Source organism: Bacillus sp. 1NLA3E (assembly GCF_000242895.2).
GTDB lineage: Bacteria > Bacillota > Bacilli > Bacillales > Cytobacillaceae > Bacillus_BU.
On sequence record NC_021171.1, the window covers coordinates 1,536,246 to 1,561,420 of the forward strand.

At 36.1% G+C, this 25,175-nt stretch carries 20 protein-coding genes and 1 tRNA gene; 14 read left to right on the forward strand and 7 right to left on the reverse strand.

Going from position 1 to position 25,175, the window contains the following annotated elements:
- Positions 1 to 22: 22 nt before the first annotated feature.
- From B1NLA3E_RS07470 to B1NLA3E_RS07480, 4 genes are all read left to right on the forward strand, one after another.
- On the forward strand, positions 23 to 352 hold the full coding sequence (locus B1NLA3E_RS07470) for a hypothetical protein (protein ID WP_015593233.1): 330 nt from the start codon (positions 23 to 25) through the stop codon (positions 350 to 352).
- A gap of 176 nt (positions 353 to 528) precedes the next feature.
- Positions 529 to 625, forward strand: a tRNA-Sec gene (locus tag B1NLA3E_RS25060).
- Positions 626 to 770: 145 nt separating this feature from the next.
- Entirely contained in the window at positions 771 to 1,742 is a 972-nt protein-coding gene (locus B1NLA3E_RS07475; protein WP_015593234.1) for a tyrosine-type recombinase/integrase, read from the forward strand.
- 158 nt (positions 1,743 to 1,900) lie between these two features.
- Positions 1,901 to 3,058, forward strand: coding sequence for a hypothetical protein (locus B1NLA3E_RS07480; protein WP_015593235.1), 1,158 nt, complete (start codon positions 1,901 to 1,903; stop codon positions 3,056 to 3,058).
- Between the two features lie 334 nt (positions 3,059 to 3,392).
- Here the strand turns inward: B1NLA3E_RS07480 and B1NLA3E_RS07485 are convergent, their stop codons facing one another.
- The 5 genes from B1NLA3E_RS07485 to B1NLA3E_RS07505 all read right to left on the reverse strand — a co-directional run bounded on the left by B1NLA3E_RS07485 (position 3,393) and on the right by B1NLA3E_RS07505 (position 5,540).
- On the reverse strand, positions 3,393 to 3,800 hold the full coding sequence (locus tag B1NLA3E_RS07485; protein ID WP_144061438.1) for a hypothetical protein: 408 nt from the start codon (positions 3,798 to 3,800) through the stop codon (positions 3,393 to 3,395).
- A 546-nt stretch (positions 3,801 to 4,346) separates the two neighbouring features.
- Entirely contained in the window at positions 4,347 to 4,598 is a 252-nt protein-coding gene (locus tag B1NLA3E_RS07495; protein ID WP_015593237.1) for a hypothetical protein, read from the reverse strand.
- A 96-nt stretch (positions 4,599 to 4,694) separates the two neighbouring features.
- Positions 4,695 to 4,847: a hypothetical protein gene (locus tag B1NLA3E_RS25210; protein WP_187292159.1), complete on the reverse strand. Its 153-nt coding sequence runs from the start codon at positions 4,845 to 4,847 to the stop codon at positions 4,695 to 4,697.
- Positions 4,840 to 5,268 carry a hypothetical protein gene (locus B1NLA3E_RS07500; protein WP_015593238.1) on the reverse strand — a complete coding sequence of 143 codons (429 nt, stop codon included), beginning with the start codon at positions 5,266 to 5,268 and terminating at the stop codon, positions 4,840 to 4,842. The genes B1NLA3E_RS25210 and B1NLA3E_RS07500 overlap by 8 nt, the downstream gene beginning before the upstream one ends.
- A complete protein-coding gene (locus B1NLA3E_RS07505; protein ID WP_015593239.1) occupies positions 5,265 to 5,540 on the reverse strand; it encodes a hypothetical protein in 276 nt (91 codons plus the stop codon). Before B1NLA3E_RS07505 ends, B1NLA3E_RS07500 begins: the two co-directional genes overlap by 4 nt.
- Before the next feature lie 449 nt (positions 5,541 to 5,989).
- On the opposite strand from B1NLA3E_RS07505, the gene B1NLA3E_RS07510 reads away from it, so the two are divergent.
- The 4 genes from B1NLA3E_RS07510 (at position 5,990) to B1NLA3E_RS23225 (ending at position 9,362) form a co-directional block, all read left to right on the forward strand.
- On the forward strand, positions 5,990 to 6,577 hold the full coding sequence (locus B1NLA3E_RS07510) for a TIR domain-containing protein (RefSeq protein ID WP_015593240.1): 588 nt from the start codon (positions 5,990 to 5,992) through the stop codon (positions 6,575 to 6,577).
- Position 6,578: 1 nt separating this feature from the next.
- Positions 6,579 to 6,977, forward strand: coding sequence for a hypothetical protein (locus B1NLA3E_RS07515; RefSeq protein ID WP_015593241.1), 399 nt, complete (start codon positions 6,579 to 6,581; stop codon positions 6,975 to 6,977).
- Between the two features lie 1,126 nt (positions 6,978 to 8,103).
- Complete coding sequence (locus tag B1NLA3E_RS25215) at positions 8,104 to 8,271, forward strand: hypothetical protein (protein ID WP_187292160.1); 168 nt, start codon at positions 8,104 to 8,106, stop codon at positions 8,269 to 8,271.
- Positions 8,272 to 8,672: 401 nt separating this feature from the next.
- Positions 8,673 to 9,362: a hypothetical protein gene (locus tag B1NLA3E_RS23225; RefSeq protein ID WP_051120129.1), complete on the forward strand. Its 690-nt coding sequence runs from the start codon at positions 8,673 to 8,675 to the stop codon at positions 9,360 to 9,362.
- 189 nt (positions 9,363 to 9,551) lie between these two features.
- On the opposite strand, the gene B1NLA3E_RS23760 is transcribed toward B1NLA3E_RS23225, so the two are convergent.
- Complete coding sequence (locus tag B1NLA3E_RS23760; protein WP_083935177.1) at positions 9,552 to 9,755, reverse strand: DUF3006 domain-containing protein; 204 nt, start codon at positions 9,753 to 9,755, stop codon at positions 9,552 to 9,554.
- Between the two features lie 2,104 nt (positions 9,756 to 11,859).
- Positions 11,860 to 13,542 (reverse strand): D-lactate dehydrogenase, encoded by a 1,683-nt coding sequence (gene dld / locus B1NLA3E_RS07535; protein WP_015593244.1) that lies wholly within the window; start codon positions 13,540 to 13,542, stop codon positions 11,860 to 11,862.
- Positions 13,543 to 13,960: 418 nt separating this feature from the next.
- Between dld and B1NLA3E_RS07540 the strand changes: the two genes are divergently transcribed.
- The 6 genes from B1NLA3E_RS07540 to adhE all read left to right on the forward strand — a co-directional run bounded on the left by B1NLA3E_RS07540 (position 13,961) and on the right by adhE (position 25,165).
- Entirely contained in the window at positions 13,961 to 14,323 is a 363-nt protein-coding gene (locus B1NLA3E_RS07540) for an RNA-directed DNA polymerase (RefSeq protein WP_015593245.1), read from the forward strand.
- A gap of 413 nt (positions 14,324 to 14,736) precedes the next feature.
- Positions 14,737 to 16,725, forward strand: coding sequence for an oxidoreductase (locus B1NLA3E_RS07545; RefSeq protein ID WP_015593246.1), 1,989 nt, complete (start codon positions 14,737 to 14,739; stop codon positions 16,723 to 16,725).
- 353 nt (positions 16,726 to 17,078) lie between these two features.
- A complete protein-coding gene (locus B1NLA3E_RS07550) occupies positions 17,079 to 19,565 on the forward strand; it encodes an ABC transporter permease (protein ID WP_015593247.1) in 2,487 nt (828 codons plus the stop codon).
- An 18-nt stretch (positions 19,566 to 19,583) separates the two neighbouring features.
- On the forward strand, positions 19,584 to 20,270 hold the full coding sequence (locus tag B1NLA3E_RS07555; RefSeq protein WP_015593248.1) for an ABC transporter ATP-binding protein: 687 nt from the start codon (positions 19,584 to 19,586) through the stop codon (positions 20,268 to 20,270).
- A gap of 319 nt (positions 20,271 to 20,589) precedes the next feature.
- The gene (locus tag B1NLA3E_RS07560; protein WP_051120131.1) at positions 20,590 to 21,756 is read left to right on the forward strand and encodes a sulfite reductase subunit alpha; all 1,167 of its coding nucleotides are present in this window, start codon (positions 20,590 to 20,592) and stop codon (positions 21,754 to 21,756) included.
- 811 nt (positions 21,757 to 22,567) lie between these two features.
- Entirely contained in the window at positions 22,568 to 25,165 is a 2,598-nt protein-coding gene (gene adhE, locus B1NLA3E_RS07570) for a bifunctional acetaldehyde-CoA/alcohol dehydrogenase (protein ID WP_015593251.1), read from the forward strand.
- Positions 25,166 to 25,175: the final 10 nt, after the last annotated feature.

Here is a 25,175-nt window from a genome sequence, read left to right on the forward strand (position 1 = left end):
TTAATTAATATGGGGTGATATTATGTATAAATACGCAAATAAGTATTTTAATAAACACCAACGAGATAATATTTGGAGAAACATTAACACCGTTCGTGATATTGAAATTAAATCTAATTTCTGTGAAAGTCACATAGAATCTATTAAAAAATTACATCCAAAAGACAGAATTAGAGAAGATATAATTGAAGCAAAGATGGCACTAGGGGAATTTGAGATAGCATTAATCAGGATTGATAAATTTCCAAATTTATTTAATTTGTCCGAAGAAGAAATTTTTTCATTTCGAGAAAAATATTCAAATTATGAAAAGGAATTAAATAATCTAGATATGCAAAGAATTAGTTGGTAATAGTAGAAGAATATATTCTTTATTCTTCAGTATAGATAAAAGTCACTAATTCAAGAGGAGAAAACATGAACTGATTTGACAAATTTTGTTTATGTAATTAAAATTTAACTATAGAATGCTATAGGCTAAACCGTGGTCATAAATTCAAAAAAACCGTTGGAATCCTTTGAAAACAAAGGGCTGAATGGGGTACTGGTGTCCTCCACGGTCTTCAAAACCGCTTGTGACCTGCGTGCCAGGTCAGGTGGGTTCGATTCCCACACAGTCCCGCCAAAATAACCTTTTCAGCGTTTTTAATAAAAGTTCTCCTACACGGTCTAAATGGTGTTTTTTCACTAGACTGTTGAAGACTGTTTAGCGAGACTGTACATAACATTTACTCTTAGTCACCTATAAAAATTCATAGGGGGCTATTTTTATGCAAAAAACAATCCGTAAGTATAAGCGTGGGCAAGGTGGTAGTAAGAGTACTAAAAAGGTATTAGATGAATTGTCACTAGATGAAATGTTTGATGAGTTCATGACCTTTAAGAAAACTGAAGCACTCGCACCTAGAACCTTATCAGAATACTATATCCACTTTGAATATCTAAAAGGTTTTCTTGGTGAAGATATGACGAATGAAAGTATCACCTTAGAAGATTTCCGTGCGTATATCGGATATATGCTTCATGATAAGGAATTAAAACCAATGACAGTGAATATTAGAATTAGGACTATGCGTGCATTTATTCGATTCTGTTATACTGAAGGGTTTATTGATAATCCTATCCATGAAAGTTTTAAACCAGTAAAAGCACCAGAAGACACACTAGAATCATTTACCCCAGTGGACATAAAGAAGTTACTCGGTGTTATAGATGATGAACTAAATACTGGATTTCGTGATAAAGTTATCATCTTTGTATTACTGGATACATTAGTAAGAATATCTGAATTAGTGGCTATTAAGCGGAATAATGTTGATTTAAAAGGTGGGTTTATTCAGTTAGAAGCTGGTGACACCAAAACAAGAAAAGCAAGGACAGTTCCACTATCGACTAAAACGATAAAGTTATTAAAAGAGTATATGAAGGAAACAGAAGATTTTGGTGATGAATACCTTTTTCTTACTTATGATGGTCATCAAATTAATCAAGCTACAGTGAGATTAAACTTACATGATTATGGGAAAAAGGCTGGAATTACAAATAAAAGAGTATCACCACATACCTTCAGGCATACGGGTGCATTATTTTATGTTATGAACGGTGGCGACCCATTTTCATTACAGAAGATATTAGGGCATACAGATATGTCTATGGTAAGAAAGTATATTCAAATGACAGACACTGATGTTAGACGGCAATACAATTCCTTCTCACCGATAAATAGTATATTTGGAAAATGAAATTATTGAACCGTTCTTTTCTTTGGAACGGTTTTATTTTTATTACTATGCTGTAAAAATCATTAAAGCGGATTTCGACAAAAAGGTGCAAACCTTTAACGATTTTGAAGGATTATCATATTAATTGTTGAATTAGTCTTGAAGGGAGGGAAGAAATAATGGAATTATTAAATAGTTTAATATACCTTACTAAATCATCAACTCTTCGGAAGTTAAGTGGTGAACCTAAAATTTTATATAAGTATTCAATTGCAGCAACTTTTTATAATATTATTAATGGTAAACAACTACAAGTAGGGCAATTTGTAAATTTGGAGATTGCTAGGGATATACTTAAGAATCCGAAGAAGTCTAGTGAAAGTTATGATTTAGCTTTTTTTAAGAAACAAGTACATGACAGTCTAAGGCGTGGTCATTTTCATAATCCTGATTCTAAAGAGACTGTTGATATTATTTTTGGTTTTTTTAGAGAGAAACTGGAGGGTTTGAAAGTAGGGAAAAGGTTTTGGAAAGGTAGCGAATTTGAGAAAATTATTTCATTAAATGAATTTTTTAAAGGTAGGTCTGGACCAATAAAAGAACATCACTGGATTGATTTCAATATACAAAGAGGGTTGATTCCCACGATACCAGATTTAATTACATATTTTGATTTGATTAATTCATGGAATTGGATATTAGAACGGCATAAAAGATATTCCCAGCTTGCAGAAGAACAGAATGATGGATTAATCGCAAGATTAGATTTTTTAAAAAACGAAGAAGGAAGAAAAATCTTATACGAAATTTTTTCCTTACAAAGAATTTGCTATACGTCTTGTGTAACTTTTGTAGAATCGTATCTTTTTAATTTATTTTACAATTTTAAATCAAACCAATTGTTTGCGGATGAAGGGGAGATTTCTGATTTATATAAACTTCATGAAAGAAATGTAAATGATACTCATGTTATGGAAAAGATTATTTTCCCAAAATTCTTACAAGAAGATAGTCAATCTAATAAAAGAATTAAAGAACTGTATACAGAATTCTTAGAAGTTAATAAAGTCAGAAACGCAATTATACATACAACTTCATATGAAGATAAATCAAATCAAAGGTCTTTTATGGAAATGTTCTTTGAAGTGAATTTAGAAAAGGTTGAGAAAGCAATGAATAATTCAGTTGAATTTGTACTTCTTATTGACCAATTGTTACCTCATGAACATAAATTACTTTATTGGTGGGATAAATTTGAAACCCCAGATTTTAGTAAAAGGAAAAAAATATCAACAATAAATCCGGATTCAAACCTGTCAAAATTAACTAGTATCTAGATTTATAAAAGGATTGAATACCTTGATAACGTATATTTACATAAACTAGTAAGGATAGTCCTCTTAAATATTAAAGTACAAGAACAAGAACGGAAGTATTGATTGAAGTTTAAAAAAGACATTGGGCGAAGTTGGATGTTTGTTGTGATGGATAAGGATTTCGTTGAAAATAGAAAGGGATATTCGGAGTTCCTACGCTGGAACTACTAAGATGAATTAAGACTGATGGGCAGCTGAAATATACCTAAAGGATTAAACACCTTAGATAGTAAGATTTCAATTTTTTAAGGCTTGATAATTAAGACTTCAGCCTATTCCCATCAGTCTTAATTAACTATGATTTATTAGTGTAATATCTATTGTTAATACGCTTCCTGGCTAGTTTAGTACAGGTCTTACTACAATACTTATTCCGGCTATTAGAAGGCTTGAAGCTATCTCCACATAAAGCACAATCACGGTAGCTATAGATGACCTTCTTTATGTTAGCTGGTACATTTTCAGTTAAAGTATCACAAGTATCTTCATCTCTTTCTCTTATCCCTAACACGTACTTATTAAAGTAACTACATTCAGCTTCTTCAGTAGGGAACTGATGCCCACGATATACAAAGGCAGTTACTAACGGACATTCAATATTACGAATTAAGCACAAACCATTTTGATAGTTAGCACAACTTTCTTTTACTACTTTCTTATGATTCATATCATTCACTTCTCCTAATTGATTATTAATAAACAAAACAAGAGAACTCCGTCACGATCGTGACGAAGTTAGATAATTAATATTAGTTAAATGGATTCCTAACTGGTTTTTCAAAGTGACCTTTAACGACTAGGAAACAGATAGTGAAAACAGTTAGTATTGGTATCATGTTAAATCCTTCTTGTGCGCGTACTTCTTCAGGTAGTCGATATCCGATGCCGTGTAAGTGCCTTGAATAAATCGTGTTAGTTCCTGATGTGTCATAGCTAGATAAGTACCGCCAAAACGTGGATTCCTGTTAGTAGGGTTACTTTTTACTATGTTATCTGAATACACTTGTTGCTTTCTGCCTGATGCTATTATTAAGGTTTGTAATTGAGTATCAAGGCTATTAGCTTCTTTAATCACTTTAGATTCTTCAAGGATTGCATCAACGTAAAGCTTCTTATTGTGCATCATTTTTGCATAAGCTTTAGCTTCCTGTACCGCACGTTCCTGACTGAATAGGCGGTGTAGTTTAGTGACTTCTTCACCTTGATTTATTTGAAATTGCTTTATGGCATTAGTAAGTATTAGGACTTCTTATTGCTTCTCCTGAAGTTCTTGCTGATACTTAGCTAAAGTTTTCTTCAATTTAGCTTCAAGGCTACCATCACCTTCTAAAACTCTTATAGTAGACGCTTCTGGAATCTCTTTTTCTGTTAGCATCCTAACTTCTAATTCTAGGTATTGGATGCGTGTTTTGGCATCCTGAAGCTTCTGATTAAGTCCTTGAAGTTTCTGATTGTATTCACTGATATACTGTTTTACTTTCTCGTTAATGTTTGTAGTCATTACTTAACTTCCCCCTTAATTTTAGCTTCCTGATGGATAATGAAATGTTGATTTTCAAATAGGTGTACATCTGACCTTTGAACTTTTGTAAAGCCATCATTGAAAGAGTAACCGCCTAATACCACTGAAGCGATGAATAACAGTTCCTTTTGTTGTCTGATACGATATAGTAGGCACTTCCACTAGCACAGTTTGGTTATCAAAGTACCGTTGTAAGTAAGCAAGTCTTTCAGTGTTAATGTTAGTCATTGTCATTTCCCCCTAAGATAAAGATATTGGTGTTCGGTGTGTAGTAAGTAAGCTGGTTACGATTAATGTAACTAGCGGAATTCAGTTTCATAGTTTTGTATAAGCTTCTGAAGTAAAGACGATTACCTAGTAATTTCCTTAGTTGTGCGTTATAGCTTCGCTTATCTTGTGAATCCTTAGCGAGTCCCTTAATGCCTTCAGTAGCCTTAAATTTCGCACTGAATAGAAGTTGGTGGAAAGATTGCTGTACACGTTCAGGAAGTCTGTCCAGCGGTGCTTCATTCATGTTAAGTTGTACACCTTCAATCTTCCCAATTACTAAATCAAGCTGGATTAATAATTCAGCCTTTGTTGTTGTGCCTTTATTGAATTCAATAGATATATCTGTTAGTTCGTCCATTAGCTTGTTAATAACTATCATTTGCTTCCACCAGCTTTCTTCTTATTTTGCATCATAGTGTGAATCAGGATAATAAATGTATCATCGCAGCCGTTTTCTTTCAGTAGTTGATATACCATCTCACGTTCATAGGACTTCCAGCTATCTGTACGCTGTTTATAAACGATTGCCTGACGTGTCATTCTTAGCTTGAAAGCTATTGAATCGTACTGGATTCCGTACAGTCTAAATAGTGCTGATATGGTTTTGTTATCTAAAAGCTGTATTACTTGTTTATTATTGTAGTAATTCATTTGGTCACTTCCTTTAGGTTGGTAGGCATAAAAAATAAACAGCTTCCCTTTCAGGAAACTGTTCGTCTTTTAAGTTGTAAATTATAGTTGGGTTCATGTTAATTTCTAATAAGCACTAGACTGAATCACTGAAGCCGGTAGGGAGAAAACAAGGAAGTAACCTACTAACTTCATGATTCAAGAATGGTACAGAAAGAAAAATTACCTTGTCCTAGATGATTTTCTTATATCTCTAATACCACTATCAGCCTTCTGATGATTGATAGCGATATCTATTGTTAAAGGGGCTTGGGGGGCTTAAAATACTACATAAAAAGGCATTGTTCATAATGTTGTTACATTTACTTGCATATCCTTTTTGTTTAACTATCTTGAATCTTCTATATTTAGTAGAGTAATATTACAGGTATGTTTATCTCTTAAAAAAGCAAATACAAGGGGGAAAAGGGATGGCTAGAAAGTTTGCAGAGGAAGAACTAAGAAACATTGCGAAAAATTCAAAAGGGTTGTATGAAACTAGTAGTAAAATACTGAAATCGTTTGCTGCACAACATAATGCTACCAAGCAATATGATATTTTCCTTTCACATAGTTTCCAAGATGCAGAGGTTATACACGGATTAAAAATATTTATTGAGTCAAAATTTAACCTTTCAGTTTATGTAGATTGGCTAGACACTCCTGAACTAGACCGTTCAAATGTTACTAAAACAACAGCCAATAAACTGCGTGAGGTTATGAAGAATTGCAAATCAATGCTTGTCGCATACTCTGAATCAGTACCTGAATCCAGATGGGTTCCATGGGAAGTTGGCTATTTTGATTCTGTAAAAGCAAGAATAGCTGTATTACCAATTTCTAAATACAGAGTCGATTCAGAGAGTTTTGAAGGGCAAGAGTATCTAGGATTATATTCATATGGAGTTCGTGATACTGTAAATGGTAATGATGTGATATGGATTCAAAATAGCCCAACTGAGTATGTTGGACTTAAAAATTGGATAATTGGAACTGAACCCTATGTGAGAGGTGCATAGTATGGATGAAAAACTAAAACATCTAGAATTTATCCAACAAGCCATTACAAGAATGGCCTCTAATTCTTTTATGTTGAAAGGATGGACAGTTACTTTAGTTGTTGGTCTGTTTGCATTTGCAAATATCAAGGAAATGGATTCTAAATTTATATTACTAGCTTTCATTCCAGCTATTTTCTTTTGGATTTTGGACGGATACTTTATTCAACAAGAAAAAAAATATCGGGATTTGTATAAAGAGGTAAGTGCAAAACAATACCACCAAATTGATTTTTCAATGGACGCTTCTGTTTTCAAATGGTATTTGTTACTAGCGATTTTTTCACCTACTTTAGTTTTATTTTATGTACCAATATTGTTCATCATTGTAATAGCACTTAAATATTTACCAATATTATAAGAGGTAATCCCTACTAGCTTTTAGTGTTAGTAGGGATTTTTTTGTTTTCCATTAGAAAGTATTTGAAGCAGCTGGACATCTTGAAAAGGGGGGGAGTGTGGACAGTTGCTTTTTTCAAGATTGGATACTTTCATTATCAATATCGTGGTTTTAGCAATCACTGGTGGGTTATTATGGATAAAGCGTGATTTCTTCAGATACTTAACTAGGAACAACTGATGTACAGATAGCAAATAACCTGAAGGTATTCAAACTATAGGAAATCAAGTCTATTAGCTTCCGCTGGTAGGCTTTATTGTTATTAATATTTTAATACATAACAGGTAAAAGCGTAACAGTTCAAACAATGGGTCGTCACAGCTTCGCTTCTCTACGCTGTAACTGGTGCTTTATTTTATGTCGTGAATGATGGTGACCCTTTTTCTTTGAAGAAGATATTAGGTCATACTGATATGTCTGTGGAAGAAAATATATTCAAATGACTGATACAGATGTTAAAAAACAATACAATACATTTTTACCGTAGAACAGAATTTTTAAGAAATAAATTTAAGGAGGAAGTCAGGTGTTACTAACTGATTAAAATCAAACAATCCATTTATGAAATAGATGCTTTTCTCGAAGGTTCAATATTAGAAACTTTAATCATTGAAGATGGACAAGCCTTTATCCAGCTTCCAACTAATGAAATGCAGTTACTAAACGATTCCTTTCAAATTGAAGTTTTAACTGATACTGGAAACCATTCAATCACGTATCAACTAGCCATAAACATGTTATCTTCTGATGGATGGTAATTTACGCAAGATTTCAGAAAAAGTGAAACAAAATCAATCTGATTCAACTGAAAGCTTTCCTAATATTGATTCAACGCCATTCATTAAAATAATTAATCAGCAAAATGAAAGAATAATAGATTTGAATGTGAGTAATAACTTTCTGATTATACCTGCGGTGGAAGTACCTTAAAAGGTTGGGTTGAAAACCAATACTTAAAAACTTTAGGTATACCAGAAGTTCATATTTATGACCGTGATGAAAAGACCCGCCAAAATATCAAAAATGGTGTGATAAACTTAATGAACGTGGTGATTGTTCAGTTGCTTTCATTACTAAAAAGAGGAAGATGGAAAACTATATTCATCCAGCTGCAATAAAAGTAGTACTAGGAGTTGACATTGAAATTACAGATCAATGCAATGTACCTAAAATGATTTCTGATATGATTGAACCTAATGAGAAGACTATAAAACATCTTTTAAATAAAGATGCCGTTGATTTAATGACGTATTAACAAATATGTCAAATTGATTCTGAAAAAGAAATTGAAAATTGGCTAGAAACTATTTTGAATTTTTGCCGTGAACCAGTTTCACATTAAAAGAAAAAATAATACCCCTTGAAACCAATCCAGCAATGGAACAGGAAGCAAGGGCTATCAGCCCTGCAAGAGGCGAATAGGTGGTAGGCCACAAACTCCTCCTAAAGATATAGAACGAACACTCAAGTTATATGATTATAATAATTATTCTGTTATTGAAACATTAAAATGACGAAAGTATATAAATGAACGCTATATGGTGCGTATTGGTGAATAGCCTTTTTCATCCGTAAAATAGAGTCTCATCTAAAAAAGTTAGGACAGCCAATTTTAAATGGGATATAATAGCAATATATTTAATGAGGGGTGATATAATGGGGCTTTTTAGAGATATTGGTAAAGGAATAGGAACCGGTCTAGGAGTAGTTGTAGGCGGTCCAATTGCAATTGCAGGTGAACTTACAGGGGTTAAGATATTAGAAAATATCGGAGATGGAGTAATGAAAGCATCTTCTTGTGCAGGAGAAACTGCAGGAAGGCTTACAGAGGGAACTATTAACACTGTTAATGGTATCTGGAATGATGACCCAATTAAAAGAGATGAAGGTTTAAGTGATATTGGGTACGCAGTAGAAACTACCGCTAAAGGTGTTTACCATACAGCCAAAAATGCTCTTCAAAACGGTGGAGAAATCATTGGTGGGGCAATTGATGGAGATATAGATATGGTTAAAAAAGGAGCATCTGGATTAGTAACGACTGTTGCTGTCGGTGCTTTAGCTATAGGCGTTTTAGATTTTGTAGATGGGGTAGATGGAGCAGACGGAGCGGAGATGTCAACTGTTGACAGTGATGTAGCAGTGGATGTTGTAGACAATCAAAATCCTAGTATACATACAGTAGATCCGAACTATGTAGATGGATATTATCGAGCAGATGGAACATATGTGGAGGGTTATTGGCGAGACGGTGATGGAAATACAACTGTAGACCGTAGTGTAGAACAGGGTGGGGGCTACGAACGCTCTAATCCTGATGGGAATCCAACTAACAATCTAGGTTAAAGTACATTGGATTATTGTACGAACTTTAATATCATTTTAGCAATTACTATTAAACTCAAGAAAAATAACTTGCAATAATTTTTTATTTTAATTTTCACATGGAATTGGCAATATCATTGTTGTCAAAGATGAATTTATTTAATAAAAAAAAACGGCCCTTCCCAATATATAAGAGAAGGGCTTTAACTATTAATCTTCCCAAACCTCATCCATAAGTTGTTCTATTTCTTTCCGAAGTTTATTAGTATCCTCGGTTAATACTCTTATTTTATCACCTTTGAATTCTACAACATCACCAATGGGGGCGTTTTCAGGAAAGAAACATCTTTCAAAATCTCGTGTAACCCTGTTTATTTCAACTACAACCCAATCACCTTCAAAACGGTCAATAATACCTTTTTGTCCTTCACGTAACCAAAGCTGGGTTTTAGGTTGTAGGAAATTCGGTTTTCAAAGATTACTTAGATATGGGCAAGATGGGGGCTTTGGGGACTGGATTTGCCATTGGATATCATAGGGGAAGTTCACAATATAAGAAAATGAATACACCAGCTTTTAATAAAAAATAGGTAGGAAGGCAGCTCGAAAAGTTGGGGTCAAAGTAGGTCTAAAGGCCCTTGATGGTAGGCTTGATAGAAGATGCTGGGACATTTGGAACTGGTTTTTATAAAGGATATAAGAGAGAATATAATAATTATGGGAATAATACCCGAAAATGAAAAAGGTGAGATAAATGCTAAAAAACATAGGAATATTGAGTATGAACATTTGGGAAAACCTTTCTTCTATGTTGATGGAGCGACCTGTTCGTGTAATCTTACTTTGTATAGGTTTTTGGAATATATTTACTTGTATAAAGAATAGGTATTTTTTATCCGCTAGTCTTATGTTAATTATTTTTGTACTTCTTGGACTTATAACATTTACTAACTTGTATACAACGATATTATATGATGTTTCTACTATTCTGCAATTTGCTATTGTAGTAGCTCTCACAGGCATATTTTGTATAGCATATGAGTATGAATCAAACAAAAAAATGTAGTGATAATGAGATATTATTGATTTAATCAGTAAAAAGCCGGTTCAGTGGTGAGCCGGCTTATATATTTTCTCCAACAAGGGTCACGAGGTTTAGCCACGCAGTACTCCTTTACCTATGTAGGATAACAGACGATGAAGCTAGAAAGATGTATTATCACATGGCTCGATACTTTTATCCGAAAGAAGAATTAGCGGGTGCTTTAGTTTAACAAAGGGTTGAAAAGGGAGAAGCTACTACCTTCGAATATGATAGTAACGAGTAATTAATAAAAGCATATATTTAACTACTGGAACTTACACGCTTTGTTTGACAAACCCTTAGAAATATATCGGTGCCGAGTTTGGTGCCCATTTATAAAAATTTAATGATACTACAAAGCACTCTAAATCACAGAAACCTTATTCTATAGCACTTTGTGGGACTTAGTAATACTAGAAATTACATACTGGATAGAACTTCAAAACCGCTTGTGACCTGCGTGCCAGGTCAGGTGGGTTCGATTCTCAGGCGGTCCCGCCAATAAAACTACAGCAGCAAGGGTTTATGGAGATACTAAACCTTTGCATTGAGTATTACATAAATAGGGATTTCCAAAACGGTTTTCTGTCAGTTTCACGAAAGACTGTTTGAGATTGGTATACAAAACTGATTAGGACTTATCAAGAAAACCGTTCAAATCATAGCGCGCTTAATCCAAATTAAGGGGGCTTTTTGTATGCTAAGAAGAATGGTTACGGAAGTTTAAAAGCAGAATCCTGTATCAAAAGCTAAAAAAGATACTTACACCATGTGCGAAATGTTTGAAAGGTTCATGATGATAAAGAAGTCAGAAGGGTTAGCCCACCGAACTATTGATGAGTATCCCATTAATTATGAATATTTCCTTCGTTATACTGGTGGTGACCTAAAACCAGAGGAATTGACGATATAGCTCTTTTGTGGATGGATTAGTCATATGGCAGAAAAAATGGAACTGGCTCAAGCTACAATAAATATAAGAGTAAGATCAATGCGTTGCTTTGTTCTTTTTTGTTATGAGGAAAAGGGATGGATTTCAAAGCCTATCAATAAAGTTTTAGTTCCGTTAAGGGACCGATTGATAATGTTGAAGTTTAAACACCAGATGAGGTTAGACGGCTGCTAGCCGCAATTGATGAAAGCTTTTATACAGGGTTCCGTACAAAGGTAGTTGTGTTTGTTTTACTAGACACCAAAACTAGAGTTGCTAGTGTAGTTCCTCTGTGCGTGATAACCAGACTAGGTAATTTTGAACTAATATTTTAAATAGAACCAGCCTCTTAGTGAATATTGGCTAAAAAAAACTGAAAGCCCGTGGACTCTCAGTTTCCTTTATCAACCGTTCAAATTGAAATTTAGCTTATTTTCTACGTTTTACTTTAAAACCAAATTCGTCAAAACTTGCACTCTTAAAATGGTCTTTCATGATGATGATTAAGCCCAATTTTTAAGTTTCGAGGTTTTCCCGATTCCTGGGTTGAAACTGTTGGTTGGGTCACCTTTTTTGTAGTGTTCAACCAGTGATGGTGCGGCTTCATAGAGATGACCGACATTATGCTCCGCTGGATAAATTGCACCGCGCGCATCCAAAAGCTCCAGCATTTTTTCCTTCAAGGTATGCGCATCGACCCCTTTTTTCACAATGTAGTCCTGATGCAGCACGTGGCAAAGGAAATGTCCGTAGTAAAGCTTATGCTCAATCTGGCTCGAGATTTCTTCAGGCAGTTCTTCAAACCAGTCCATATCATTGCGCCGCAAGGCGATATCAAGCGCCAAAATATCATCGACTTCGTTTTGATGCACCTCCTGGAAGCGAATCGCAGCGCCCGCCGCCACAAACCGATGCAAGAACGCATCCGCTCCTTCTTTTGGCGTGCAAACAAAGAAATCACCCTCAGCTTCTTTAAAAAGTGCCATAAGATAAGCCTCCGCCTCAGCGCTACCTGCGCCTGACATTTTGAGCATCAGATGGTGCTCATACTTTTCGCGAAATTCTTCCATTCTTTTTGGCAAATGGTTCGGGAAAAGATAGCTGAGTTTTTGCAAGATACGGTCAGGAAGATAAGGCTTGAAGATTTTCATTTTGTCCAAAATCCGCTCAGCATTCGCTTTCAAGCCAAATAAGAAAGGCAAACGGTCAGTTCCAAGTTTATTGATGACAAGGAATGAATCTTTGCCGTATTTTTTGGCGATGTCGTAGATTTCACGGTGCATGTATTCGCCAGCGACAGGGAGATTTTCGAACTCCGACAGTGCTTTTCTCCGAATCAATTCTAGCACACGCGGGGTATTGGTTCCGATGTAGAAGACTTTTTCGTTTTGTTCTTTCGGGAAAGTATCGAGCCGCACTGCGAACACGGCAACTTTGCCAGCAGAACCTGAAGATTCATAGAGCTGATTGGGGTCGGCATTGTATCTAGCTGGGCTATCTGCATCAATGTCGCGCACGCGCGTTTGATAAGTATGATTGTGCCCGTGTTTTGGGGATTCTGGGACAGCATTCGGATTGAAATTTCCAGCATCAAGATTGGCAACAATTTGCTCAGGCGTATCGCCTAAGTCGATACCAAGGTGATTCACCAGCTGTAGCTCGCCATTTTCATCAATCTTGGCAAAAAGCGACAGCTCGGTATAAGCAGGGCCGCGTTTGACAAGCGAGCCGCCCGAGTTATTGCAAATCCCGCCGATGGCCGATGCACCGAGACAAGACGATCCAATCACAGAATGTGGCTCTCGCCCGAGAGGCTTCAACGCATTTTCAAGTGAATAGAGCGTTGTGCCCGGAAAGGCCAAAACTTGACTGCCTTGGTTGATCAACTGTAGGTGTTGAATCCGTGTGATTGACACAATGATGACCTCACGATCATAGCCGCCTGCAGGAATTGACCCTTCTGTCAAACTTGTGTTTGACGCTTGCATAATGATGATTTTGTCAAATTTGACTGCCGTTTTTAGGATTTGCCAGAGCTCTGTCAAATTTCCTGGCTTAACAACAGCTAGTGCATCCCCGCGTCCCGAGCGATAGCCTTTGCGATATCGTAAGGTTTTTGAGGGATTGGTAATGATATATTTGCGATCTAAAATCGCTTCAAGTGCTGTGATAAATGGATGTTCCATTCTACTGCCTCCTAAATATGAAAAGAATGGTTTGTAAAAGGACTCATGATTTTGTGAGCGATTACATATTCACGTGATTCACAAACTTTGTCAAACTTTTGCTACAATCCTATTACTCTACTAATATAATAAATCTAAATTAACAACATATCAATAGGAAAAACTCAGTTAACCTAATATTACGAACGGGTGCTTATGCGGCCGAGCTTAGATCGTATCATATAGTGTGGGATTCCAGTCGAGTAAGAACTAGCCATTTGTTTGGACGGCTAAAGGAAACTTTAGTCTTTAATACATAGAAGAAGGTAAGAAATATAAAACAGACTATGGCACACCGCAAGGAGTAATATCTCCGTATCGGCTAATGTATACCTTCATTATGTTCTCGACCTATGGTTTGAGAAAGGGTTAGGAAACAGTGCAAGGGCAAGCCTACATAGTGAGATATGCAGATAATTTTGTGTGTTGTTTTCAAAATAAAAGTGAAGCCGAGCAATTCTTCCATTTATTGAAGTTGAGATTAAAGAAATTCAATATAGAAATAGCTGAGGATAAAACCAAAATTATTCCCTTTGGACGGTTTGCTGAGCAAAATGCAAAACAAAAGGGGCGAAGTAAAACAGCAACATTTGATTTCCCAGGTTTTACACACTATTGTGGGAAAAGTAAACAAGGAAAGTTTCGAGTGAAATGGAAATCAAGCAGGAAGGAAGTCCAAGGTAAACTAAAAGAAACGAAAGAATGGCTGAAAAAGAATAGAAATCTATCCATATTCATATGAATATGGATAGATTTAAACGTTCACTGATCGGTTATTACAACTATTAGGACCAAGGGCACTTGGTTTTTCTTAATTCCTAATTGATTACATTGAGGGATTTTTGCAAAAAAAATAGGGGTTTCCCATTTTTAAATTACAGATCAGGTCACAGGCGGTTTGATTCCTACACAGGCCCTGCTAAAAGTGACTTTTTAACCGTTTTAATATTAATTATCCTACTGAAAATGCAGCTTGTTTTTTATATTCATTCGGTTTATATCCTCCCCCACAAATTTCACATACTATTGTCACTAAACTATCAAATGAGATACGAAAATTACAGTCTACTACCTTTAAAATAAGTATTGGATAAATTCTTCCAGAAAAATTGTGAATTCTTTCACAATGATGACTAAAAGGGAGGTTTCAAACTAATGTCTTACCAAAACTTGTTAAAAGAAGGTCAAATAGGTAACCTAACACTGAAAAACAGAATTGTTATGCCACCGATGGGAACGAATCTAGCTGGTTCTGAAGGTGAAGTTACGGATGAGCTAGTTGCGTATTATGAAGAAAGAGCTAAGGGTGGGACTGGATTAATTATTGTTGAATTCACCTGTATCGATTATGAATATGGGAAAGGATTTATTAGGCAATTAAGGCTGGATGATGATTGCTTTATCCCAGGCATACATCGTATAGCCGATGCAGTGCAGAAATATGGGGCGAAGGTTTTTGTCCAAATTCATCACGCCGGCAGACAGTCAAACTCAGCTTTAATTAATGGAAAACAAATCGTCGCACCTAGTAACGTAGCCAGTGCTGCAGTAGGTGAAGTACCTCGGGAATTAACCACAGCAGAAGTAAAAGAACTAGTAAATAAATTTGTTCAGACCGCGATAAGATGTAAGCAGGCAGGCATAGATGGCGTTGAAGTTCACGGTGCACATGGTTATTTAATTAACCAGTTCTTAAGCCCGGAAGCCAATCTACGGACTGATCAATACGGCGGAAGCTTTGAAAATCGAATGAGATTTATCGAAGAAATCATTGTTGGTATTAAAGAAAAGTGTGGTAAGGATTATCCTGTTACCGTTCGTCTCAGTGTCGATGAATTTATAAACGGAGGAATAGATTTAGAGTTAGGTAAGGATATTTCTCTGTACTTAGAAAAACTAGGAGTAGATGGACTCCATGTTAGTTGTGGAACCTATGACTCAATGGACAGAATAATTGAATCCCCGTTGTTTGAACAAGGCTGGAGAGTTTACCTAGCTGAGGAAATTAAAAAAGCAGTAAATATTCCAGTCATCACTGTTGGGTCCATTCGTGAACCACAATTTGTTGAAAACATTTTATCTGATGGAAGAGCAGACTTTGTGGCCATAGGTAGGGGATTAATCGCTGATCCTGAGTGGGTTAACAAAACAATGGAAGGACGCGAAGATGAAATTAGAAAATGTATTAGCTGTCTCCATTGTATCCATTCAGCTATGGGGAACTCACACATTCTGTGTTCCATCAATGCTAGAGCAGGCCGAGAACTAGAGTTTAAGGAACTACAGCACCTTTCTTCTGCTGAAAACCACCATGTTGTTGTCGTTGGTGGTGGCCCAGGTGGAATGGAAGCAGCACGAAATCTATCTTTAATAGGTTATAAAGTAACTCTTTTTGAAAAGGATAATAAACTTGGTGGTCAATTGCACCTTGTTACTGACCCAGTTTATAGAAAGAAAATGACATGGCATATTAATTACCTCAGCAATGAAATGAACCGGTTAAACATCGATGTCCGCATGAATACCGAGGCTACTGTTGAAGCAATCACAGCTTTCAATCCTTATGCTGTGTTATTGGCAACAGGAGGTGTCCCTAAGCTCCCACAGGTGGAGGGCAATGATTTAAACCATGTATATACTTATGAAGACGTTAAGTTACAGGATAAAGTGTTTGCTAATAGTAAAATTACAGTTGTCGGAAGTGGTATGATCTGTCATGGAACGACTCGTCGCCTTGCTGAAGCTGGTAATGATGTCACATTTGTAGAAATTCCTACAAAAGCAAGTAAAAGAATTGGACCTGACACAAGATTAAGACTTCTTGAGAAGCTTAAACAAGTAAATGTAAATATAGTTACGGATCACAAGGTGGAAAGAATACTACCGAACAGTATTATTGTGGAGGACTTAGTTTCTGGGAAACCTTCAGAAATAGAATCAGAATATATTATTGTTGCTATGGGTGTCGAGGCCTATAACCCGTTAGAGGAAACATTAAAGCACCAGATGGAAAATGTGTTTGTATTAGGAGATGCAGTAGGTTATGGATCTCTTGGTGAGGCTACCCGAGATGGCTTTGAAAAGGCATATTTCCTTGAATCCAATGTTACACAAAGCAGGGAAAAGGTAACTCAAACCGTTTGATTTAGAAAAAAACAAATTAAAATGATTATTAGATCACATCTTGCCAAGACCAAGTAAGGGGGGAACCTCACACTTGGTCTTTTTTTTTGAAAAAGCTTGTCTGATGCATTATGCAAAATATTCAGATATTTGTAACAATTCAATAACGAACGGCCAGAATAGTATGATATTATTTACACGATTGGGTATGAAGGAATTTCTCGTCTAAGTGAATAGTTTGTGAGACAGAGAGACGGTAATGATGAAACGTTTATTTTTGATAGTGACTCTGTTTGGAAGTAAAAGATAAATTAAAAAATTACTGCAATGAAAAATTGTGTGGCTTTACAATAAAAGAAAGAAGGAGTTTGAGTATGAATGTTTTTAGTCGGTATTTATTCAAGTCCATGACGGAGAAAAAAGGAAGAACTCTGCTTCTTTTAATTTCTATCGCCATTAGTGCTGCACTATTAGTTGCCTCTTTAGGTTCGATAAAGGCATTGCTTAGTACAATGTCGGCACAAGTGAAAGGAAATTTAGGCGAATTTAACATCCAAATAACACCAAGTAAGAAATTAGATGTCCCTTTATTAGACCCAAACAGCGTGAAAGATTCAGATATTAAGAAAAGCTTTAAGGAAATAGATTTTGGAGGCTACTTAAGTAGTCATCATGAAAAGGAGTTTAGAATAGCAGGAACAACCCTTTCTGATTTTAGCCATTTTGGTACAATGCGATTAATAAAAAAAGGGGATCTAGAGCCCTTTACAGATAGAAAGTTAATTATTTCCCAAAATGCTAGTAAAAAGCTAAATGTTAAGCTAGGGGATGAATTAACATTAACGATTTTAGGCAAGGAAGCTCGCTACAAAATCGTTGGAATTTCCACCAATAAAGGTTTGTTTTTTGGTGAAACGGAAAAGCAATACTCTTTTGTCACTCCACAGGAAAATATTTTTTCCATCTATGGAGTTAACAATAAATATAGTGTGATGTTAGCTTCTGTAAACAGTAAAAATCTAAGTGCCTGGATAAAAAATTTCAATGACGGACATAAGGAAAATAACATCGTTGCATCTCAAACCTATGATGAAAAATCGTTAGAACAACAATTAAATATGATTCGGATGCCTTTATTCTTCATGCTGGGCATCGTTCTGTTAATGACTACTTTTATCATATATAGTTCCTTTAAACTGATCATCATTGAAAGATTATCCGTAATAGGAGTATTTTTAAGCCAAGGGGCTACTAAAGGTGGAATAATCAAAATATTACTGAGAGAAAGTCTGGCTTATGGGGTAATAGGAGGAATAATTGGTGATTTAATCGGAGCGGGTCTTACGTTTCTGATATCCTATTTTGCGAATCCATTAAAAGAGTATGGCGTGGAAGCTACAACGGAATTATATATACCTTATTTCGTAATCGGTTTTCTATTTGCAGTGGTATTGTCCGTAGCATCTACATTAATTCCAATCTTATCAATAAGAAAGCTTCCGGTTAAGGATGTCATCTTAAATACTATAAGCACTTCAAATAAGATAACGATAAAAAGTTTTATAGTAGGAATGGTGTTTATTGTTATAACCATCATCCTTCATTTTTTAGGGCCAAAATTCAATTATGTCACTTCGTTGCCAGCAATATTTATTGGTTTTATCGGCATTATTGTGGTCATCCCTAAATTAGTAGACATCATATGTTATCCCCTTGTTCGAGCTCTAAGAAATGTCAGCGGATTATCGATGATTTCTTTTAACAATGTTAGGACATCTAGGGTGCTGATCAACAATATTAGACTCATTGTAGTTTCAGTTATTGCCATCGTGATGATCACTTCATTAAGTGTTTCGATAACGGAAGTCGTACAAGGTGCTTATGATGGAATGAACTTTGATGTGATGGTCAGTGGTAATTCCAATTTTTCAAAGAATATTGATGAAATCGTTAATGGATACAAAGATGCAGATACGATTCATGCAAATGGGATGATTATGGCGAACTTAGATGGAGATACAACGAAGAGTCTAAATTTGGCTTATTTGGATCCGGAAAAATATAAAACATTTGAAAATTATACCGTGTTCAAGGATAAGGTAAAACAGTTAGATGAGCTTAAAAGTCATGAGGATGGAATTATTATTTCAAAGCAAATGTCTTTAAGATATAGCATAAAACAAGGAGATACCATCACTCTTTCAACAGATGATAAGAAGGAAACCTTTAAGGTGTTATCTATCTTTAATGCCAAAATGATGGATAACGGCAACTATAATCTTATATCCACACAGGCTGCTTTAAAACATTTTGATGTTAAATATTCTAGTCAGTATTTTATTTCGACAAAGGTTCCAGCAAAACAAGCGAAAAAGACTCTCGAAAAGAAACTGAAAGGGTTAGGTGTCAGTATTATTACAAAAGCTGAAATGGCAAAAACCAATAAAGATAACAATAAGATAATGACCAATGTTCTGGGAATCTTCTCTTATATTACGATGGTAATCGGTGCCTTTGGAATTATTGGAAATGTTTCGATCAGCTTTATCCAAAGGAAAAAAGATATTGCGGTTATAAGCTCCGCTGGACTCAGTAGGGGTGGAAGAGGCTACATGATCTTACTGGAAAGTGTATTCCAAGCGTTAATCGGAACACTCATAGCCTTATTGGCTGCATTGGGAATAAACTTTTGCCTTGAAGATGTCTTCAAATTTTTAACAATCGATCTTGAGATAAGATATCCTTATGAATCAATCGGGACAATCGTTATTGCGGTGATGGCTTTGATGATCCTTACCTCTTTATCAACATTATTTAAGAGTAAGAAGCTTCAGATAGTACAAGAATTAAAGTATGAATAAAAGGGGGGATTTAAATTGGTGGCAGCAATAGAGGTAAATCATTTATATAAATCTTTTAAAATGGGAATAGAATCTGTGGAGGTCCTGAAAAATTTAAATTTTTCAATTGATAAGGGCGAGTTTTTATCCATAATGGGACCATCGGGATGTGGAAAATCAACCTTGCTCTATTTATTAGGAGGACTGGACAATCCTACTAGCGGTCATGTTCTGCTGGATGGAAAAGATTATGCAAACATGAAAGAAAAAGAGAAAAGTAAAATGCGAAGAACAGAGATGGGCTTTGTTTTTCAGTTTTATAATTTAGTCCCAAATCTAAATGTCGAGGATAATATCCTTCTTCCAATCCTATTAGACGGAAAAAAGCCTAAAGTTTACGAAAACGAACTTAAGAAAATCCTTGATGTTATCGGTATGAGTTCAAGACAAAAGCATACTCCAAGAGAGCTTTCAGGAGGGCAACAGCAAAAAGTGGCGATAGCGAGGGCCTTATTGTTCAATCCTGAAATCATATTTGCCGATGAGCCAATAGGTAATCTGGATTCTAAATCAGGAACAGAAATAATGAAATTATTTAAAACGATCAATAGCGAATATGGAAAAACCATCATTCAAGTCACCCATTCAAAGGAAGCAGCCTCTTATGGATCAAGGGTATTGAATTTAAAAGACGGCGAAATTGTCAAAGATGTGTTTACTGCATAGAGAATAAGGAAAACCATTTGTATTTAACAATCATCTGCTTAATTTAAAACAAGCGGAGTTGACGGCCTGAGACAGATTCATTTTTTTTTAAAATGCTGTGTTAGAGCTCAATGTTATTTTTGAATAATGCTGATTGGAGTGGAAAGCGAAGCGACTGGAGCGGAAATCAACATTCTAGTTTAACAGAGCCTAGAAAAAAATAAAAAAATATCAAAATTGACTGATGTATTATTTGCAAGGCTAATATACAATAGAATGTATGCGTTTACTGTAAAAAAATTTTGTGAGTTTAATAGAATACTTTTTTGGGGTGAAAAGAATGCAACAAACTATAGCAAATGACAAAAATACTGCAGCACCATATTCAAGAACAAATCCATTCCACGCGAAAGTTTTAAAAAATGTTAACTTAAATGGAGCTAGTTCTAGTAAAGAAACGATTCATATCGAGTTTTCATTAGAAGGATCAGGACTTTCCTATGTGCCAGGTGATGCCCTTGGCATTATTCCTAAAAATGATCCGGAACTCGTGGCTTCCCTAATTAAAGAATTGAATTGGAATCCCGAATTGGAAGTGACGATTAATAAGCAAGGCGAAACACTACCATTAAGGGAAGCGTTAACAACCTATTTTGAAATTACTTTGTTATCGAAAAAGCTATTGCAGCAGGCTGCAGAATTAACAGAAAATGAAGAGCTACATAAGCTTTTGTTAGTAGAAAACGCAAGCCAGTTAAAAGAATATTGCACTGGGCGAGATTTACTAGATATGATACAAGATTTTGGTCCATGGAAGGCTTCTGCTCAAGAAATTGTTTCTATGCTAAGAAAAATGACGCCACGCCTTTATTCGATTGCAAGCAGCATAAGTGCTCACCCGGGTGAAGTGCATCTAACAATTGGTGCAGTAAGATATTCATCGCACGGCCGTTTACGAAAAGGGGTTTGTTCTGTGTCAGTTGCAGAACGTATTCAACCAGGAGATTCCCTCCCAGTATTTGTTCAGCCAAATAAGCACTTTCATTTACCAGAATCAAGTGATTCAGACATCATAATGGTTGGTCCAGGGACAGGTATTGCTCCATTCCGTTCTTTTATTGAAGAACGGGCTGTAACGAAAGCAGCAGGAAAAACATGGTTGTTTTTTGGAGACCAGCATGCTGCGTCCGATTTCCTTTACCAAGAAGAAATAGAACAATATCAAAAAGATGGGGTCATCACTAAATTAGATACGGCATGGTCTCGCGATACTGACCAAAAAGTATATGTTCAGCATAAAATTCTTGAAAATAGCAAAGAATTATTTAGTTCCCTCGAAAATGGAGGATACTTCTATATTTGTGGAGATAAGGAACGTATGGCTAAAGATGTCCACAACACGCTTATCGAGGTGATTGCAAAAGAAGGTTCGATGTCTCAAGAAGAAGCTGAAGCTTATTTAAATGATTTGAAAAAGCAAGGACGTTACCAACGGGATGTTTATTAATCTATAACAGTATTGATTTTTTTGTTTGAGCTTTATCAAACAAGTGATGAGCCATTACTTTATTTTAAATACTATTCCTTGCAGTATTTGGAACAAGGTATGCTTTAATTCAAGGCTCTTTTCTAATAGGTTTTGTGGAAAGCAAACCGTTGATTATGAAGTTGATTGGAGTGGAAGGTGCGAGACTCCTGCGGGAGCAACGGGACAGGTGAGACCCCACAGGCGCTCAAGCGCCGAGGATGCTCACCGCCCGCCCCGCGGGAAGCGAGCATCCTGGAGCGGAGATCAACCACACTTCTCTTTTGGTAAATAGGAACAAAGTTTACGAAAACAGCCTTATTCAAAGACCCATTACTCTTCGGAGAAAGGGTCTTTTTTGGCTAATAGGAAAGTATAAATTTTTTAAACCAAAATTTATACTTTCCTATGTTGCATTAGCGCAACTACACCTCTGTCTTCACCCTAAGGGGCTCGCCAATCGGCGAGTTTTCTTTATGTGGAGTTATGGTAACAAATCTACATAGAAAGGGGTGGGGGTTATGATTTTTCATTTTTTAACTGCTCACGTTGTGACAACGGGGGTTATCCATTATTACTAATCGTCCTAGGGTCTATTTCTAAATTATCCAGTATTTTATAGTGCAAACAACTAATAAAAAGTTTCATTCTAAGTAATATAAGAAAGTAGACTTGTTTATATTGACCACTTTTAGGGACATTATGTTAATTGTTGAATCTGGTTCATCAGGTTCGTTGATACTTTTTAATAACATAAGGGTTTTGAAACAGACATCTTAGGAGGATCTTTATCATGGCAGTTCCAGAGAAAACAGTAAAAGATGCACAAACTGCTTCTGAAACAATAAATGACTTAGTTGCAAAAGGACAAAAAGCGTTAAAAGAATTTGAAAGCTTTAATCAAGAGCAAATAAATAAAATTGTTCATGCAATGGTTTTAGCTGGTTTAAGTGAACATATGCGGCTCGCAAAAATGGCGGTAGAGGAAACTGGCCGCGGTGTTTATGAAGACAAAATTATAAAAAATATTTTTGCAACAGAATACATTTGGAATTCCATCAAAGATAATAAAACAGTCGGCGTCATAAGTGAAGATAAACAAACAGGCATCATTGAAATAGCCGAGCCGGTCGGTGTAGTTGCAGGTGTAACGCCAACGACGAATCCTACATCAACCACTATGTTTAAATCCATTATTTCGATTAAAACCAGAAATCCGATTATCTTTGCCTTTCATCCCTCTGCACAAAAATGTAGTAGAGAAGCTGCAAGGATTCTTTTAGAAGCTGCAGTAAAAGCGGGTGCTCCAGAAAACTGTATACAATGGATTGAAGTTCCTTCATTAGAGGCTACAAAGAGCCTTATGAATCATGATGGAGTTGCTCTTGTTTTAGCAACAGGCGGTGCAGGCATGGTTAAATCCGCTTATAGCACAGGAAAACCAGCTTTAGGTGTTGGACCTGGTAATGTTCCTTGCTATATTGAAAAAACGGCTAAAATTAAGCGTACCGTTAATGATGTAATCATATCCAAAACATTTGACAATGGAATGATTTGTGCATCCGAGCAAACAATTGTGGTTGATGAAGAAATATACGATGAAGTGAAAAAGGAATTTATTGAGAATAATTGTTATTTCGCTACACCGGAAGAGAAGAAGAAATTAGAAGGTCTTGTCATCAATGAAAACACTTGTGCTGTAAATGCCGACATTGTTGGTAAATCCGCTTATGAAATTGCATCTTCTGCGGGTGTGAACGTACCAGAAGATACCAAGATCCTCATTGTGGAATATGAGCGAGTTGGAGAACCTTTAACAAGGGAAAAATTAAGTCCAGTATTAGCCGCAATTAAAGTGAAAGGAAAAGATGAAGGGTTCGACACCTGTCAAAAAATCCTGGAATTTGGCGGACTAGGACATTCTGCCGTCATTCATAGTAGTGATGATGAGATTCAAAAAGAATTTGGACTGCGGGTAAGGGCTTACCGTGTTATTCTGAATTCACCTTCTACGCATGGAGGAATCGGTGATTTATACAACGCATTCATCCCTTCACTGACATTAGGCTGTGGTTCATATGGGAAAAACTCGGTATCCGCAAACGTCACTTCTGTTCATTTATTAAATTTCAAAAAGTTGGGGAGAAGAAACAACAATATGCAATGGGTAAAACTTCCACCAAAAATTTATTTTGAACGATATTCCACTCAGTATTTAGAAAAAATGGATAATATAAACAAAGTTTTTATCGTAACGGATCCGGCGATGGTTAAACTTGGCTATGTAGATGTCATTAAATATCATTTAGAAAAACGAAGTGAAAGAGTAATAATTGAAATCTTCTCTGATGTTGAACCAGATCCATCAGATATAACTGTCATGAAAGGCGCCGAGCGCATGAGGGCATTTGAGCCGGATACCATTATTGCATTTGGCGGAGGCTCAGCAATGGACGCTGCAAAAGGTATGTGGTTGTTCTTTGAATATCCTGATACGACATTAGAGGGTCCAAAACTAAAATTCCTAGATATTCGAAAACGGGCATACAAATACCCTGAATTGGGTCGTAAAGCACAATTTGTAGCCATTCCGACCACTTCAGGGACTGGTTCGGAAGTAACTCCATTTACAGTAATTACGGATAAAGCCAACAATATTAAATATCCGTTAGCGGATTATGAGTTGACACCTGATGTAGCGATTATTGACCCTCAGTTTGTCACAACAGTTCCGAAAAGTATTACAGCAGATACCGGTATGGACGTTTTAACTCATGCCATTGAAGCATATGTAAGTGTTTTAGCTAACGATTATACCGACGGACTTGCTTTACAAGCGATTAAATTGGTATTTAATTATTTACCAAGAGCATACAGTAATGGCAATGATTTGGAGGCTCGTGAAAAAATGCATAATGCATCGGCGATTGCAGGAATGGCATTTGCAAATGCGTTCTTAGGAATTAATCATAGTTTAGCGCATAAAATCGGTGCCGAGTTCCATATTCCACATGGTCGTGCGAATGCTATATTATTGCCGCATGTCATCCGATTTAATTCTAAAAAGCCAACTAAATTTACAGCATTCCCTAGATATGAATACTTTATCGCCGACCAACGATATGCCGAAATAGCACGCATGTTAGGATTAAAAGCCTCAACCACTGAAGAAGGGGTCGAAAGCCTCGTTACAGCGGTTGTAAACTTAGCGAAAGAATTAAAGATTGAAATGAGCATTGCAGCACAAGGAGTTAGTGAAGAAGAGTTTAAAGAGAGGGTTTCATATTTGGCAGACAGGGCTTTCGAAGATCAATGTACAACGGCGAACCCCAAAATGCCACTTGTAAAAGAAATCGAGGAAGTATATTTGAATGCTTTTAAAGGCGTTTAAATAAAGGAGC

What these genes read in the sequence shown, in the direction of transcription:
- B1NLA3E_RS07545 (WP_015593246.1), top strand. Translation starts at nt 14,737, where the DNA reads ATGTCTTACCAAAACTTGTTAAAAGAAGGTCAAATAGGTAACCTAACA.
- B1NLA3E_RS07515 (WP_015593241.1), top strand. Translation starts at nt 6,579, where the DNA reads ATGGATGAAAAACTAAAACATCTAGAATTTATCCAACAAGCCATTACA.
- B1NLA3E_RS23225 (WP_051120129.1), top strand. Translation starts at nt 8,673, where the DNA reads ATGGGGCTTTTTAGAGATATTGGTAAAGGAATAGGAACCGGTCTAGGA.
- B1NLA3E_RS07510 (WP_015593240.1), top strand. Translation starts at nt 5,990, where the DNA reads ATGGCTAGAAAGTTTGCAGAGGAAGAACTAAGAAACATTGCGAAAAAT.
- B1NLA3E_RS07505 (WP_015593239.1), bottom strand. Translation starts at nt 5,540, where the DNA reads ATGAATTACTACAATAATAAACAAGTAATACAGCTTTTAGATAACAAA.
- B1NLA3E_RS07550 (WP_015593247.1), top strand. Translation starts at nt 17,079, where the DNA reads ATGAATGTTTTTAGTCGGTATTTATTCAAGTCCATGACGGAGAAAAAA.
- B1NLA3E_RS07470 (WP_015593233.1), top strand. Translation starts at nt 23, where the DNA reads ATGTATAAATACGCAAATAAGTATTTTAATAAACACCAACGAGATAAT.
- dld (WP_015593244.1), bottom strand. Translation starts at nt 13,542, where the DNA reads ATGGAACATCCATTTATCACAGCACTTGAAGCGATTTTAGATCGCAAA.
- B1NLA3E_RS07495 (WP_015593237.1), bottom strand. Translation starts at nt 4,598, where the DNA reads ATGACTACAAACATTAACGAGAAAGTAAAACAGTATATCAGTGAATAC.
- B1NLA3E_RS25215 (WP_187292160.1), top strand. Translation starts at nt 8,104, where the DNA reads ATGGAAAACTATATTCATCCAGCTGCAATAAAAGTAGTACTAGGAGTT.
- B1NLA3E_RS07500 (WP_015593238.1), bottom strand. Translation starts at nt 5,268, where the DNA reads ATGATAGTTATTAACAAGCTAATGGACGAACTAACAGATATATCTATT.
- B1NLA3E_RS07560 (WP_051120131.1), top strand. Translation starts at nt 20,590, where the DNA reads ATGCAACAAACTATAGCAAATGACAAAAATACTGCAGCACCATATTCA.
- adhE (WP_015593251.1), top strand. Translation starts at nt 22,568, where the DNA reads ATGGCAGTTCCAGAGAAAACAGTAAAAGATGCACAAACTGCTTCTGAA.
- B1NLA3E_RS07480 (WP_015593235.1), top strand. Translation starts at nt 1,901, where the DNA reads ATGGAATTATTAAATAGTTTAATATACCTTACTAAATCATCAACTCTT.
- B1NLA3E_RS25210 (WP_187292159.1), bottom strand. Translation starts at nt 4,847, where the DNA reads ATGACTAACATTAACACTGAAAGACTTGCTTACTTACAACGGTACTTT.
- B1NLA3E_RS07475 (WP_015593234.1), top strand. Translation starts at nt 771, where the DNA reads ATGCAAAAAACAATCCGTAAGTATAAGCGTGGGCAAGGTGGTAGTAAG.